We start from the raw sequence: 14,932 nt of genomic DNA, 5'->3' as shown, positions 1-14,932 counted from the left end.
ATGGTTACAAGGAATTCCACGCACCACCCCACTGCTCGTTGAACGCGCTCCCGGGGCGAAATGACGAACAGCAGGAATATTCGAGGTATGGCGGCAACGCCGGCGCAGGGGCGTTCGCTCCCGGTCGACGGCTGCGGTCCCGGCGGCGCTCAATCCCACGATGGGCGCCTGTATCGAGAGGCAATGGCAAGGAATAAGTCGCCCCAGGATTACAATCGGGATTTCGATCGGCGCGGCGGTCATTCGGAGCCGCAGGAATGGGACGATGCCGACTGGGACCCGGATCAGGAAGCGGCGGCGGGCTATCGTGCGCGCCGGCTGTTGTCGCGTTCCAATTCGGGCTTCCATCGCTTCGGTGACGGGTTTGGGGCGGTGCGCCGCTGGCTGGCGGCCGATCGCTGGCTGAAGCGGCTGGCTATCGTCGTCGGCGCCTTGGCCGTCATCTTCGTCGGCTGTTTCGGCGCGCTGTGGTGGCGGCTCGGGACCGGTCCGATCAATCTCGACATCGCAACGCCCTGGCTTGCAGCGGCGATCGAGGACAACATCGGCCACGGCAATACTGTGGAGGTCGGCGGCACGCAGATCGAGCGGGCCGGGCGGATCCGTATCGCCGTGCGCATCCGCGACATCGTCGTTCGCGACCACGACCACGCCATCGTCGCCACCGCGCCGAAGGCCGAGGTGAAGCTGTCGGGTGCGGGTCTGCTGATGGGGCACCTGCGCGCCGAAAGCCTCAATCTCGTCGACGCCGAGCTTGCGATCCGCATCGCGCCCGACGGGACCGTCACGGTGTCGGCCGGTGATACCGCAAAACCGCTGGCAACCGGCGTGGCCTCCAAGAAGGACGCCGGCCTGCCGCCGACATTCCCGCGCAACGGAGTCCCGCCGCCGCCGTTCGCGACCGCGCCTGCAAGCCCCGATGCATCCCAGGCGGCGCCTCAGGCGACTGCGCAGAGCGGCATTCTCCAGGGCCTCGACTGGCTCGACAGCCTGAGCATGACCGGCCTCGACGGCCAGAACCTCAACGAGATCGGTCTGAAGAACGGCAATCTGATCGTCGACGATCAGCAGCGCGGCAGCAAATGGACGTTCGAGAACATCACGCTCAGCCTGCGCCGGCCGAGCCGCGGCGGCGTCGCGCTCAGCCTCGGCGAGGAGGGCGCGCGTCCATGGTCGCTGCGTGCCACGATCGGTCCCGCCGAGAACGGCGTGCGCTCGGTCGACATCCGCGCCGACAAGGTTTCCACCGCCAACATCCTGCTGGCGCTACGGGTCAAGGATCTCACCTATACCGCCGACCTGCCGCTGACCGGCGAGCTCAAGGGCGAGCTCGGCCGCGACGGCGTGCCGACCTTCTTCCGCGGCAAGATCACGGTCGGCGCGGGCAACATCATCGACACCGACACGCCCGATTATCCGATGGCGATCGACTCGGCCGAGATCAATGTCGAGTGGGACTCCAATCGGCGCGTGCTGGTCGCACCGTTCAAGATTCTCTCGGGTGCGAACCGCCTGACGCTGCTGGCGCATCTGGAGCCGCCCAACGGCAGCATCAACGACTGGCAGCTCGGCTTCAGCGGCGGCTCGATCCTCCTGGGCGGCATCGACAACGAGCCGCCGCTCGTCTTCAACCGCATTGCGATCGGTCTTCGCTTCGATACCGACCACAAGCGCCTCCTGCTGACGCAGGCCGATATCAGCAATGGCGAGATCGGCGTCGCCGGCACCGGCGCCATCGACTATTCCGGCGAGCCGCGGCTCACGCTGGGCTTTGCGGGAACGCCGATGTCGGCTTCCGCGCTCAAGCGGATGTGGCCGACGCTCGTCGTTCCGGAATTGCGCGAATGGGTGATCGAGCGGATCGAGCGCGGCACGCTCCAGCGCATCGAGATCGGCGTCAATTCGCCGACCAGGAACCTTCCACGGAAGGGCCCGCCCATTCCCGACGACGGCCTCTCGGTCAACATCGTGGCGAGCGGCGTCGCGGTCCGCCCGGTGGACGGCATGCCTGTCGTGCACGATGCCGATTTGAAGGCGCGCGTGACCGGGCGCACCGCCACCGTGAGCATCGGGCAGGGCATTGCCGACACGCCCGCCGGCCGCAAGGTCACGATCTCCGACTTCGTCTTCGAGGTGCCGGACATGGCACCCAAACCCTCGCCCTCGCGCACCAGGTTTCGCGTCGACGGACCCGTGCCTGCGGCGGCCGAAATGCTCGCCAATGACCGGCTGAGCGATCTGTCGGCGACCGTCGTCGATCCCAACACCAGCAAGGGAACGTTCTCGGCGAACATCCAGCTCGGCTTGCCGGTCAAGGGCGAGCTGACCAAGGCCGACACCACCTATGCCGTCACCGCCGATCTCAACGGCTTTGCCGCCGACAAGCTGGTGATGAACCAGAAGCTGGAGGCCAACAATCTGAAGATCGTCGCGAGCAACCAGGGCTACCAGGTCAAGGGCGACGTCAAGATCAACGGGCAGGCGGCCTCGCTCGACTATCGCAAGCAGGCCGAGGGCGATGCCGACGTCCGCCTGCAGGCGACGCTGGACGATGCGAGCCGCGCGCGTCTCGGCTTCGATCTCAGCCCGGCCGTCAGTGGCTCGTTGCCGATCAAGCTCTCGGGCAAGATCGCGGGCGGCGCGGACCAGACCACCAAGCTCGGCGTCGAGGCCGACCTGACCTCGGTCAAGCTCGACAACATCCTGCCTGGCTGGGTCAAGCTGCCGGGCAAGTCGGGCAAGGCCAGCTTCAAGGTGGTGCCGACCGCGCAATCGACGCGCTTCGAGGACATCGTCATCGAAGGCGGTGGCGCCTCGATCAAGGGCTCGCTCGAGGTGGACCCGAACGGCGACCTCATGAACGCGAACTTCCCGATCTACGCGCCATCCGACGGCGACAAGGCGTCGTTGAAGGTCGAGCGCAGCCAGGACGGCGTGGTGCGCGGCACGATGCGCGGCGACGTGTTCGACGGCCGCGGTTTCCTGAAGTCGGCGATCTCAGGCAATTCCAAGGACGATGCCAAGAGCAAGATGAAGAACGTCGATTTCGACATCGACGTGAAGCTCGGCGCCGTCGCCGGATTCAACGGCGAGGCGATGCGCAGCGTCGATGCCAAGATGTCGCGGCGCAGCGGCGCCGTCAAAGCCTTCACGCTGAGCGGCAAGATCGGCCGCGATACGCCGGTGGCGGCCGATCTGCGCGGCGGCCGTGCCCAGGGTGCCCGCGAGGTGATCTATCTCCAGACCAACGATGCCGGCGCGCTCCTGCGCTTCACCGATACCACCAACAAGGTCTTCGGCGGCCAGATGGTGGTGGCGATGGAGCCGCCGACGTCAGAGCCTACGACCAGGGAAGGCCTGATCAATGTACGCGACTTCACGGTCAAGGGAATGGATCAGCTCGATCGCGTGGCGGCGGGCGGTCCCAATGGCGCGCAGAGCGGCGTGTCCTTCACCGCGCTGCGAGCGGAGTTCACCCGGCAGAACGGCGCGCTCACGATCCGCGACGGCGTCGTCAAGGGACCGATGATCGGCGGCACCATCGAAGGCTCGATCGACTATCCCGGCAACCAGGTCTGCATGAGCGGCACCTTCGTGCCGATGTACGGCGTCAACAACATCTTCGGCCAGATCCCGTTGTTCGGCATCTTCCTCGGCGGCGGCAACAACGAGGGATTGATTGGCGTAACCTATGAGGTCGTCGGCACGCCGGCCGCGCCCGTGATGCGCGTCAATCCAATCTCGGCGATGGCGCCCGGCCTGTTCCGCAAGATCTTCGAATTCAACACCGGCAAGCAGAACACGCCGTTCGACGAACAGTTGCCATCGGCACAATCCGGCGACAGCCCGACGGGGTCAGCAAGACCGCTGTCGAGCGGTTGCAGCCTCGCGCGGCGCTAGCGACAAGCTTGAATGGCTCGTTATGCCCGGGACAAGCCCGGCCATGACGAATGCGGAGGTTTAGGCGTCCGGAAACTTACGCCGCGCGCACGCCTGCCAGGAAGGTGCCGACTTCGCCGGAGAGCTGCTCGGCCTGCTTGGAGAGGCTGCTGGCCGCCGCGAGCACCATGCCGGCGGCGTTGCCGGTTTCGTTCGCCGCGGTGCTGACGCCGCCGATATTGGTGGTGACCTCCTTGGTGGCCTCCGCGGTCTGCGAGACGCTGCGCGCGATCTCGGCGGTGGCGGCGCCTTGCTCCTCGATGGCCGCGCCGATCGAGGTGGCGATCCGGCTGACTTCCTCGATGGTGGCGGTGATGCCGCCGATGGCATCCACGGCTTCCTTGGTCGCGCCCTGGATCTGGGCGATCTTGTCGCCGATCTCGCGGGTGGCCTCGGCGGTCTGGCTTGCGAGCGACTTCACCTCGGAGGCGACGACGGCAAAGCCGCGGCCGGCTTCACCGGCACGCGCGGCCTCGATGGTGGCGTTGAGCGCGAGCAGATTGGTCTGCGCCGCGATGCTGGAGATCAGCTCGGCGACGTGCTCGATCTGTTGAGCGCCGTCCGAGAGGGCGCGCACGATGGTGTCGGTGCGGCGGGCGTTGTCCACGGCGCGGCCGGTGACCTCGGCCGATTGCGCGACCTGGCGGCTGATCTCGGTGATCGAGGACGAAAGCTCTTCCGCCGCCGAGGCCACGGTCTGGACGCGCTGGCTGGCTTCATTGGCGGCCGAGCCGACCAATGCGGCGCGGCGGTTGGTGCCTTCGGCGGTGGACGACATCGACTTTGCGGTGGTCTCGAGTTCACCGGAGCCCGAGGCCATCAGGCCGACGAGCTGGCCGACGGAGGCATCGAAGCGGTCGGCGAGCGCGATCAGGCCGTCGCGCTTCTCCTGCTCGCTGCGGGTCTTGTTGGCGATCTGCTCGGCCTCCAGGTTGCGCGCCGTGAGTGCGGTCTGCCGGAGCACTTCGAGCGTCTCGGCCATGCGGCCGATCTCGTCGCCGCGGCCGGTCTCCTCGACCGGCTTGTCGATGGCGCCTTCGGAAATCTCCTGCATGCGGTTCTTCTGGCGGTCGAGCGCGCCGAGCACGTCGCGGGCGATCAGCCAGGACAGTGCGGCCATCAGCAGCATCAGGCCGACGCCGATGACGGCTAGCTCCAGCGTCAAGGCACGCACGTCGGCGTCGATGTCGTCGACATAGAGGCCGTAGGCAATCGCGACGTTCCAGGGTGCAAACTGGCGAGCGAACACCAGTTTGCGGACTGGAACGGTTTCGCCGGGACGCGGGAACAGATAGGACAGGATACTGCCTTCCGGTGCCTGCTTGCCCGCGGCCACCGTGGCGTCGCCGATGACGATGCCATTGGCATCCTTGATGCCGTTGTTCTTGCCCTCGAGCTGAGGCGCGCCGCCATTCATCATGACAGTGGAATCGGCGGTGTAGACCACGGGATAACCTTGGCCGCCGTTGAACTTCATCTGTCGGCCGCGCAGCTTGAACTGGGCCTGCGCCTCGGCGAGCGTCATCTTGCCGCCGGCGACCTCGTCCTGGAGCGATTGCGCGAAGCCGTGCAGCAGATCGACCGCCGTCTGCATCTGGCGCGCGCGATCTTCGAGCATGCGGGTCTTGCTGAGATAGGCTGACGCGACGATGAGGGCGGTCACGGTGAGCGCCGCAAGACAGACCATGCTGGCGAGCTTGGTGCGGATCTTCAGGTGACTGAGCAGCGTCATGACGGCCTCGCGAACGGTTGTAAGATGCTTGTTCTCGCGCAGCCGTATCAGGAAGTGCTTACCATTCCTGAACGCAGGGCATGGCGTGTTCAGACGCGGCGCAATTTGCGCAGCCATGGACACGCATATGCAGGCGGGGTGCCGACGCCTGCGGCGACATGTCCAAAAAAATCGGTCGGGATCGTGTTCGCGCGATCATGCAGGTTCAAGCCGGGCATCGATTCGTCGATGCATCGTCGCGGTCAGGCCAACGCAGACGTCGCACGGCTTACGCCGCGCGCACGCCTGCCAGGAAGGTGCCGACTTCGCCGGAGAGCTGCTCGGCCTGCTTGGAGAGGCTGCTGGCCGCCGCGAGCACCATGCCGGCGGCGTTGCCGGTTTCGTTCGCCGCGGTGCTGACGCCGCCGATATTGGTGGTGACCTCCTTGGTGGCCTCCGCGGTCTGCGAGACGCTGCGCGCGATCTCGGCGGTGGCGGCGCCTTGCTCCTCGATGGCCGCGCCGATCGAGGTGGCGATCCGGCTGACTTCCTCGATGGTGGCGGTGATGCCGCCGATGGCATCCACGGCTTCCTTGGTCGCGCCCTGGATCTGGGCGATCTTGTCGCCGATCTCGCGGGTGGCTTCGGCGGTCTGGCTTGCGAGCGACTTCACCTCGGAGGCGACGACGGCAAAGCCGCGGCCGGCTTCACCGGCACGCGCGGCCTCGATGGTGGCGTTGAGCGCGAGCAGATTGGTCTGCGCCGCGATGTTGGAGATCAGCTCGGCGACATGCTCGATCTGTTGAGCGCCGTCCGAGAGGGCGCGCACGATGGTGTCGGTGCGGCGGGCGTTGTCGACGGCGCGGCCGGTGACCTCGGCCGATTGCGCGACCTGGCGGCTGATCTCGGTGATCGAGGACGAAAGCTCTTCCGCCGCCGAGGCCACGGTCTGGACGCGCTGGCTGGCTTCATTGGCGGCCGAGCCGACCAAGGCGGCGCGGCGGTTGGTGCCTTCGGCGGTGGACGACATCGACTTTGCGGTGGTCTCGAGTTCACCGGAGCCGGAGGCCATCAGGCCGACGAGCTGGCCGACGGAGGCATCGAAGCGGTCGGCGAGCGCGATCAGGGCGTCGCGCTTCTCCTGCTCGCTGCGGGTCTTGGCGGCGACCTGCTCGGCCTCGAGGTTGCGCGCCGTGAGCGCGGTCTGCCTGAGCACTTCGAGCGTCTCGGCCATGCGACCGATCTCGTCGCCGCGGCCGGTCTCCTCGACCGGCTTGTCGATGGCGCCCTCGGAAATCTCCTGCATGCGGTTCTTCTGGCGGTCGAGCGCGCCGAGCACGTCGCGGGCGATCAGCCAGGACAGTGTCGCCATCAGCAGCATCAGGCCGACGCCGATGACGGCGAGCTCCAGCGTCAAGGCACGCACGTCGGCATCGATATCGTCGACATAGAGGCCGTAGCTGATGGTCACGTTCCAGGGCGCGAACTTGCGCGCGAACACGGTCTTGCGGACCGGCTCGGTCTGGCCGGGGCGGGGATAGAGATAGGAGGTCACGCCGCCCGGCGCGGCCTGGTCGGCAGCCTTGAGGATGGCGTCGGCGATCAGCACGCCATTGGAGTCCTTGGCGCCCGTGATCTTGCCTTCGAGCTGCTGGTTGGCGCCGTTCACCATCAGGGACGTGTCCTGATTGTAGACCACCGGATAGCCCTGGCCGCCATTGAAGTTCATGCGACGGCCGCGCTGGTGGAACAGGGCCTTGGCCTCGGCCTGCGTCAGCTTGCCGGCGGCGACCTCGTCCTGGAGCGATTGCGCGTAGTTGTAGAGGAGCTCCACCGCGGTTCGCATCTGCTGGACGCGGTCCTCCATCATGCGGCTCTTGCTGAGAACGGTCGATACCCCGATGATGGCCGTGACAGTGAGCGCCGCGAGGCAGACCATGCTGGCCAGCTTGGTGCGGATCTTCAGATGACTCAGCAGCTTCATCGCAGCCTCTACGGAATGGTTATTATTGCTCGCATCGGTAGCATGAAGTTCTTACCAATCATGAATGGAGGCATGCGGCGGCCTGCCGCGCGGAACGGCATTCGCAGGCTTGTGCGCAACCGTGCAGGCAAACCGCCACGCGCCGGGAGGCACCGGTTCATGCGCTGGAAAAAATCGATCTTGGACTTTGGTGGCTACAGAGCCTGGCAGGACCTGCAATGAATCGATTCGTTCATCGCATCATCATGTCCGTGCTGCTCGTCGCGGCCCTCGTTCTCATCTGGAACGTGCTGGGAGCGCGCTAGGACGGCACCGGCGATCTGCGGGTGCCGTCCTGCTTGCGGATTGATCCGCGGGCGCGTCAGCGCCGGGCGTAGGCCTCGCCGGATGCGTCGCTCTCCTTGCCCATGACGGCATCGACGCTGATCGAGCCGCCCCCGGCTGCCGAGAGATAGAGGCAGGCGAAGCAGAACAGGATCGCGGCGGTACCGCCATTGAGCAGTGGCAGGAACACCGGCGAGCCGGTCTTGAGCATGTGGCCCATGAAGTAGGCGAAGGCCATTTCGCCCGACAGGATGAACGCCGTGATCCGCGTGAACAGGCCGAGCATCAGGGCCGCGCCGAGCACCAGTTCAAGCGTGCCTGCCGCGTAGATCAGCGGCGGAATGTCGGCGAAGTAGGGAAGCGCCGGAAACTTGAACAGTTTTGCGATGCCGTACTGGAACAGCAGCAGTCCGGTGATGAAACGAAACAGGCTCAGCAGAGCCGGTTGATAGCGAGAGAGATAGTTGAAGTTCATGATTTGCGCCCTTCCATCCAATTCCCAAGCGACTTGAATCGCATTCGGTTCCACCCTGCAAGCTGTAGGCGCGGAATCCGCGCTGACTTTTTCGTCATGTCGGACAAAACGCCGTAAAGCCCGGCGAGTTCGGATTATTCGCGGGTGGCCATGTCGCGCGAGCCCGTAATTTCCCGGTGGCGCGGAGGGGTGCAGGTTACCTCGGACATACCTACCGCCGCAAGGCGGGGACAACCAGGAATGGAATCATCCCGAGCACCACGCTCGCAAGTGCGAAGGCGAGCAACGCGTTGTAGCCGTGGGCCGCGTCGTGGATCAGGCCACCGCTCCAGGAGCCGAACGCCGAGCCCAGCCCGCTGCCGATCGAAATGGTGCCGTAGATCGTGCCGACCCGCTTGCCCTGAAAGATCCGCATCGCGGTCGCGCTGATCAGCGGGCCGCGCGAGCCCATCATGCTGCCGAAGCAGACGACGAATCCGCTGAGCACCAGGATGTTGGGGACGTATTGCAGCAGCCAGAGCAGGGCGATGCCGAGGATCGAGATCGCGTAGCTCAACAGCACGGAAGGCCTGCGCCCGATCAGTCCGTCGAGCGCGGAGACCCCCAACATGCCGAACACAAGCACGACGCCGGAGAAGCCCCAGGCCGTCGCGGCCTGGAGCGGCGGGAAGCCTGCGTCGATCAGGTAGGCCACGATCTGCGCGGCGATCGCGTACATGCCGACGGCGGTGAAGAAGAAGGTCGAGAACAGCGCCCAGAAGGCGTGATGGCGCATCGCGCCGAGAAGCGTCCAGCCGTTGTCGATGAAGTCAGGATCGGTCCTCTTCACCACATGCGGCGAGCCCGTGGCGAACAGCCGCCACGGCAGCAGCAGCAGCGGCACCAGCAGGCCCAATGCTGCAAAGCCGAACAGCTGGTAGGTGCCGCGCCAGCCGATGTGATCGATCAGCAGCTGCGAGGCCGGCAGCAGCGCCAGCACGCCGCCGCCCATGGCCGAATACACCACCGACATCGCGGTCGGCAGGCGCGGCCCGAACCAGCGGCCGAGCAGGATCGAGTTCGGCACGATGCCGATGAAGGCGACGCCGATGCCGACGCAGAGGCCGATCGAGAGCTGGAACTGCCACAGGTGCTGTGCGTGCGCCGCAATCAGGAATGCCGCGCCGAGCAGCGATAGTCCGAGCGCATAGACGATGCGCGGCCCGGAATGGTCGAACAGCCGTCCGACGAAGGGAGCGGTGAGACCGCTCGCGAGCCATGTGAGCGAATAGACCGAGACGATCTGTGCGCGGTCCCAGCCAAAGCTTTCCGAGATCGGCTTCAGGAATACCGTAAAACTGTCGCCGAGCCCACGGCCCAGCACGGCCAGCGTGAAGCAGAGTGCGAGCACGGTGAGTGCGACGCGCACGGCGCCTCCCGGCGTCGCCGCGACGCCATCCTTGCGCGATTCCCTGGGCGTCTTCTGATCCATTGCCGGTCAGGGAGCGCGCTTCGGCGCGCCCTGACAAGCAGCGAAAAGCTCATACGCCTATGCAGGCTTGATGAGGATGTGCTTCTTCTTGCCGAACGACAGCTTGATCACGCCCTCAGGCGTCAGATGGGCCGCCGAGAGCGCCATCTTGTCGTCGGTGACGGGTTCGTCGTTGACGCGCAGGCCGCCGCCCTTGATCTGGCGCCGCGCCTCACCGTTGGAGGCAACGAGGCCCGCCTTGACGAAGGCGTTGAGCACGCCGAAGCCGGCGTCGAGCTCGCCGCGCGGAATTTCCACCGTTGGCAGACTTTCGGCGAGCGCGCCTTCCTCGAAGGTGCGGCGCGCGGTTTCAGCCGCCTCATTCGCTGCGTCACGGCCGTGCAAGAGCGCGGTCGCCTCGGTGGCGAGCACCTTCTTGGCCTCGTTGATCTCCGAGCCGCCGAGCGCCTCGAGCTTGCCGATCTCGCTCATCGGCAGCGTCGTGAACAGCTTCAGGAATTTGCCGACGTCGGCGTCCTCGGTGTTGCGCCAGTACTGCCAGAAGTCGTACGGCGAGAACTGGTCGGCGTTGAGCCACACCGCGCCTTGCGCGGTCTTGCCCATCTTGGCGCCGGAGGCCGTCGTCAGCAGCGGCGTCGTCAGCGCGAACAACTGGTGCGTGCCCATGCGGCGGCCGAGGTCGACGCCCATGATGATGTTGCCCCACTGGTCCGAGCCGCCCATCTGCAATTTGCAGCCGGTGCGCTTGGCGAGCTCGACGAAGTCGTAGGCCTGGCAGACCATGTAGTTGAACTCGATGAAGCTCATCTCCTGCTCGCGCTCGAGGCGCAGCCGGACGGAGTCCATGGTCAGCATGCGGTTGACCGAAAAGTGCCGGCCGACGTCGCGCAGCATCTCGATCCAGTTCAGCTTGGTCAGCCACTCCGCATTGTCGAGCATGACGGCGTCGCTCTTGCCGTCGCCGTAACGCAGCACCTTTGCGAACACGCCGCGGATCGATTCCTTGTTGGCCTCGATCTCGGCGACGGTGCGCATCGCACGCGTCTCGTCCTTGCCGGAGGGATCGCCGACCATGGTGGTGCCGCCGCCCATCAGGGTGATCGGCTTGTTGCCGGACTGCTGGAGCCAGTGCAGCATCATCATGGTCAGGTAGTTGCCGATATGCAGCGAGCGGGCGGTGCAATCGTAGCCGACATAGGCGGTGGCCTCGCCCTTGGCGGCGAGCGCGTCCAGCCCCTCGAAATCGGAGCATTGATGGATGAATCCACGTTCCTGCAGGATATTGAGGAAATCCGATTTAAATGCAGTCATCTGTCGGCGTGCCTGACAATTCTTGGTTTACTGTTTCGGGAGCAATTTAACGGTCTTCCGTGGGAACTCGATTGCTGCCCGCCACTTGGCGCTGTGGCATTATAAGATGTGTCCCTCTGGCACAAGATCGGCATGCCAGAGGGGGGTATTGAGGACGCTGATCCATGATGTTGACGGCACTCGGTTTGATGAGCGGCACCTCGCTGGACGGGGTCGATGTCGCGCTGATCGAAACCGACGGAAAGCAAGTGAAGGCGTTCGGTCCGTCCGGCTACCGGCCCTACAGCCCGGTCGAGCGCAACCTGCTGCGCCAGGCGCTGAGCGAGGCCGTGCACCTGACGCGGCGCGATGCCCGGCCGGGGATACTGGCCGAGGCCGAACGCGCAGTGACGCAGGCGCATGCCGAAGCCGTCGCCGCCTTCGTGGCCCAGAACCGGATGAGGCCGGAGGACATCGACATCGTCGGCTTCCACGGCCAGACCGTGCTGCATCGGCCCGAGAAGCGGCTGACGGTGCAGATCGGCGACGCGCCGGCGCTGGCCAGGGCGATCCATATCCCCGTGATGCACGACTTCCGCGCCGCCGACGTCGAGGCTGGCGGGCAGGGCGCGCCGTTCGTGCCGGTCTACCACCGGGCGCTGGCACAATCGCTGGAGCGCGAGGGACCAATCGTCGTGGTCAATATCGGCGGCGTCTCGAACATCACCTATATCGACGGCAACGACACGTTGATCGCCTGCGATACCGGGCCCGGCAACGCGCTGCTCGACGATTTCATGTACCGCACCATGAACCAGGCGTTCGACACGGAGGGCAAGTTCGCCGCGCTCGGCACGGCGGATGAGGCCTGGATCGCGCGGGCGCTGGAATTACCGTTCTTCGCGCTGCCGCCGCCAAAATCGCTCGACCGTAACGATTTTGCCGCGCTGAAACTTGGCGACGTGCCGCCGGCCGTCGGCGCCGCGACGCTGACAGCTTTCACCGCGGCGGCGATCGCCCGCATCATCCCGCTGCTGCCGCGGCGGCCGCGGAGCTGGATCGTCTGCGGCGGCGGCGCCCGCAACCTCACCATGCTGCGGATGTTGCGGGAGCGGGTGGGGTCGGCCACCGTCGAGGCCGCCGAGGCCCTCGGGTGGGCCTCCGACGCCATCGAGGCCCAAGCGTTCGGCTTCCTCGCCGCGCGTGGGCTGAAGGGCCTGCCGCTGTCCTATCCGGCTACCACGGGCGTGCCGATGCCGATGACGGGCGGCGTGATCGCGCGGCCCTGAGGTCCAGGCCTTAAAAACAAGATCGGTTAATGCAAGTGCATGGATCTTGACGGATAGATGCAAATGCATCTATTATGGGTGCAGTTGCATCCAACCACCGGGATTGGCCATGACCGCTTCGCTCAAACTGATCAGCCACAAGCTTTGCCCCTATGTGCAGCGCGCGGTGATCGCGCTCAAAGAGAAGGGCGTGCCGTTCGAGCGCGTCGACATCGATCTCGCCAACAAGCCCGACTGGTTTCTCAAGCTGTCGCCGCTCGGCAAGGTGCCGGTGCTGGTGGTGACGACCGACAAGGGCGAGGTCGCGCTGTTCGAGAGCAACGTGATCTGCGAATACATCGAGGAGACGCAAGCGGGCGCGAAGCTGCATCCGGCGGATGCGCTGAGCCGTGCCGAGCACCGCGCCTGGATGGAGTTCGGTTCGGCGATCCTTGGCGATCTCTGGGGGCTGGAGACGACGACCGATCCCGCGACGTTCGAGAGCAAGCGTCAGGCGCTGGCGGCCAAGTTCGCGCGCGTCGAAGCTGCGCTCGGCGCTGGTCCGTATTTTGCGGGCGAGGCGTTCAGCCTTGTCGATGCCGTGTTCGCACCCGTCTTCCGCTATTTCGATCTGTTCGATGAGCTGACCGAGCATGGCATCTTCACGGATGTGCCGAAGGTCCGGGCGTGGCGAGCTGAGCTGGCGAAGCGTCCGAGCGTGCGGAGCGCGGTCGGAGCGGACTATCCGCAATTGCTCCGCGCCTTCCTCGTGCGCCACGACGCGCACCTGCTCAAGCTCGCGGCCTGAGCCCGCACCGATGTCACCATCATTGGCCTGGCTCATGCTGGTGATCGCCGGCGTGCTCGATGTCGGCTGGGCGATCTCGATGAAATATGCGGAAGGCTACACGCGGCCGGGCTGGAGCATCGCGTCGCTCGCGCTGCTCGCGGCCTTCGTGTTCCTGCTCGGACGCGCGCTGAAGGTGCTCGAGGTCGGCGTCGCCTATTCGGTCTGGACCGGCATTGGTGCTGCCGGCACCTTCGTCATGGGCGTGGTGCTGTTCGGCGAGACCCTGAGTGCAATGAAGATCGCCGGTATCGTGCTGGTGCTGACAGGGATCGCCGCGCTGAAGCTGGCCTAGAGCTCCGCGGCCATCCTGGCCAGCGTCGCGATCGTATTCATGTTACGCGCGGTGCCGGTTTTCGCGGCGGGGATGACGAGCTTCGATGTCCCCATGCCGTCGCCATAGTGGACGTAGATCTCGCGGCGGCCGAGGCGCAGCTCCTCGTTCTTCTGGCCGCGAATCCCGGACAGCGCATCCGCGGGCGGAGCCTTGTCGAGGAAGATCGCAACCGTGCGGTTGGGCGCGGCTTTCGGAAAGGGATTATCGGTCGCGACTTGCGCCATTTCGGCGGCGCTGCGCACAAGCACGCCAACCGGCGCACCGGCGTAGGCATGGAGGCGCTGTTCGAGTGCGCTCTTGATCGCAGCTTCTGATTTGCGGCTGGTGAAGACGACGTTGCCGCTGGCGATATAGGTGCGCACGGCGGCAAAGCCGAGATCCTCACACATCGCCTTGAGCTCGCTCATCGCCAGCTTGCCGGTGCCGCCGACATTCACGGCACGCAGCAAGGCGACGAACGAGCCCATTTGGGGCCTCAGCGCACGTTCGCCAGACGCATGTCCAGATAGGCCGTGATGGTTTCCATCAGCGGCTCGAGCTTGGCGTCGAAGAAGTGGTTGGCGCCGGGGATGACCTGCTGGTCGATCACGATGCCCTTCTGCGTCTTCAGTTTCTCGACCAGCGTGTTGACGTCCTTGGGCGGCACCACCGCGTCCTTCTCGCCATGCACGATCAGGCCTGAGGACGGGCAGGGCGCGAGGAAGGAGAAGTCGTAGAGGTTGGCGGGCGGCGCGATCGAGATGAAGCCCTCGACCTCGGGACGGCGCATCAGGAGTTGCATGCCGATCCAGGCGCCGAAGGAGAAGCCGGCGACCCAGCAGGCACGCGCTTCGGGGTTGATGGTCTGCGCCCAGTCGAGCGCTGCCGCCGCATCCGACAATTCGCCGGTGCCGTGGTCGAACGAGCCCTGGCTGCGGCCGACGCCGCGGAAATTGAAGCGCAGCACCGAAAAGCCGCGGTGCGCGAAGGCGTAGTAGCACTGGTACACGATCTGATGGTTCATCGTGCCGTGAAACTGCGGATGCGGATGCAGGATCATCGCGATCGGCGCGTTCTTCTGCTTGGCCGGGTGGTAGCGGCCTTCGAGACGGCCGGCGGGGCCGGCGAAAATAACTTCAGGCATCGATGATCTCTTGGTTGATTCCGTGGAGAAGCGGTCCTTGGCAATCAACCGATTGTGGCCTCATCGACAGTGATGCCGACGAAAGCGCGAATGGAAGGAAGCGGTGGCGCCCTCGGATGATGCGCGAGCGGCGCGCGGTGAACTGACGCGCGCGTTCTAACAT

Annotated in this window: 12 protein-coding genes; 5 read left to right on the top strand and 7 right to left on the bottom strand. The window is 65.7% G+C overall.

The features are described 5' to 3' along the window. Positions 1-87: 87 nt before the first annotated feature. Positions 88-3,900 carry a YhdP family protein gene (locus AB5K84_RS25390; RefSeq protein WP_028171255.1) on the top strand — a complete coding sequence of 1,271 codons (3,813 nt, stop codon included), beginning with the start codon at positions 88-90 and terminating at the stop codon, positions 3,898-3,900. A gap of 76 nt (positions 3,901-3,976) precedes the next feature. Here AB5K84_RS25390 and AB5K84_RS25385 read toward each other — a convergent pair whose 3' ends face one another. Together AB5K84_RS25385 and AB5K84_RS25380 are read right to left on the bottom strand one after the other, a co-directional pair. After that, on the bottom strand, positions 3,977-5,671 hold the full coding sequence (locus AB5K84_RS25385; RefSeq protein WP_063921459.1) for a methyl-accepting chemotaxis protein: 1,695 nt from the start codon (positions 5,669-5,671) through the stop codon (positions 3,977-3,979). Between the two features lie 268 nt (positions 5,672-5,939). Next, positions 5,940-7,634, bottom strand: a complete 1,695-nt coding sequence (locus AB5K84_RS25380; RefSeq protein WP_011087100.1) for a methyl-accepting chemotaxis protein — start codon at positions 7,632-7,634, stop codon at positions 5,940-5,942. Here AB5K84_RS25380 and AB5K84_RS25375 point away from each other — a divergent pair. After that, positions 7,617-7,856 carry a hypothetical protein gene (locus AB5K84_RS25375; protein ID WP_133415017.1) on the top strand — a complete coding sequence of 80 codons (240 nt, stop codon included), beginning with the start codon at positions 7,617-7,619 and terminating at the stop codon, positions 7,854-7,856. The two genes, AB5K84_RS25380 and AB5K84_RS25375, sit on opposite strands and share 18 nt — an antisense overlap. 139 nt (positions 7,857-7,995) lie before the next feature. On the opposite strand, the gene AB5K84_RS25370 is transcribed toward AB5K84_RS25375, so the two are convergent. From AB5K84_RS25370 to tyrS, 3 genes are all read right to left on the bottom strand, one after another. Continuing rightward, the gene (locus AB5K84_RS25370) at positions 7,996-8,433 is read right to left on the bottom strand and encodes a DoxX family protein (protein WP_038967103.1); all 438 of its coding nucleotides are present in this window, start codon (positions 8,431-8,433) and stop codon (positions 7,996-7,998) included. A 211-nt stretch (positions 8,434-8,644) separates the two neighbouring features. Continuing rightward, positions 8,645-9,904: an MFS transporter gene (locus AB5K84_RS25365; protein WP_011087102.1), complete on the bottom strand. Its 1,260-nt coding sequence runs from the start codon at positions 9,902-9,904 to the stop codon at positions 8,645-8,647. A gap of 57 nt (positions 9,905-9,961) precedes the next feature. Then, a complete protein-coding gene (gene tyrS, locus AB5K84_RS25360; protein WP_011087103.1) occupies positions 9,962-11,215 on the bottom strand; it encodes a tyrosine--tRNA ligase in 1,254 nt (417 codons plus the stop codon). Positions 11,216-11,379: 164 nt separating this feature from the next. On the opposite strand from tyrS, the gene AB5K84_RS25355 reads away from it, so the two are divergent. The 3 genes from AB5K84_RS25355 to AB5K84_RS25345 all read left to right on the top strand — a co-directional run bounded on the left by AB5K84_RS25355 (position 11,380) and on the right by AB5K84_RS25345 (position 13,604). After that, the gene (locus AB5K84_RS25355) at positions 11,380-12,483 is read left to right on the top strand and encodes an anhydro-N-acetylmuramic acid kinase (RefSeq protein WP_011087104.1); all 1,104 of its coding nucleotides are present in this window, start codon (positions 11,380-11,382) and stop codon (positions 12,481-12,483) included. A 109-nt stretch (positions 12,484-12,592) separates the two neighbouring features. After that, positions 12,593-13,270 carry a glutathione S-transferase family protein gene (locus AB5K84_RS25350; protein WP_011087105.1) on the top strand — a complete coding sequence of 226 codons (678 nt, stop codon included), beginning with the start codon at positions 12,593-12,595 and terminating at the stop codon, positions 13,268-13,270. 10 nt (positions 13,271-13,280) lie between these two features. After that, positions 13,281-13,604 (top strand): DMT family transporter, encoded by a 324-nt coding sequence (locus AB5K84_RS25345; protein ID WP_011087106.1) that lies wholly within the window; start codon positions 13,281-13,283, stop codon positions 13,602-13,604. Here AB5K84_RS25345 and AB5K84_RS25340 read toward each other — a convergent pair. After that, positions 13,601-14,113, bottom strand: a complete 513-nt coding sequence (locus AB5K84_RS25340) for a DUF1697 domain-containing protein (RefSeq protein WP_028171262.1) — start codon at positions 14,111-14,113, stop codon at positions 13,601-13,603. The two genes, AB5K84_RS25345 and AB5K84_RS25340, sit on opposite strands and share 4 nt — an antisense overlap. Before the next feature lie 8 nt (positions 14,114-14,121). Further along, complete coding sequence (locus AB5K84_RS25335; RefSeq protein ID WP_008143006.1) at positions 14,122-14,769, bottom strand: alpha/beta hydrolase; 648 nt, start codon at positions 14,767-14,769, stop codon at positions 14,122-14,124. Between the last annotated feature and the right edge of the window lie 163 nt (positions 14,770-14,932).

Source organism: Bradyrhizobium sp. 1200_D9_N1_1, assembly GCF_052075915.1.
Lineage (GTDB): Bacteria > Pseudomonadota > Alphaproteobacteria > Rhizobiales > Xanthobacteraceae > Bradyrhizobium > Bradyrhizobium diazoefficiens.
The sequence above is the reverse complement of the archived record's forward strand: the minus strand, read 5'-3'. Positions and strand labels throughout refer to the sequence as shown.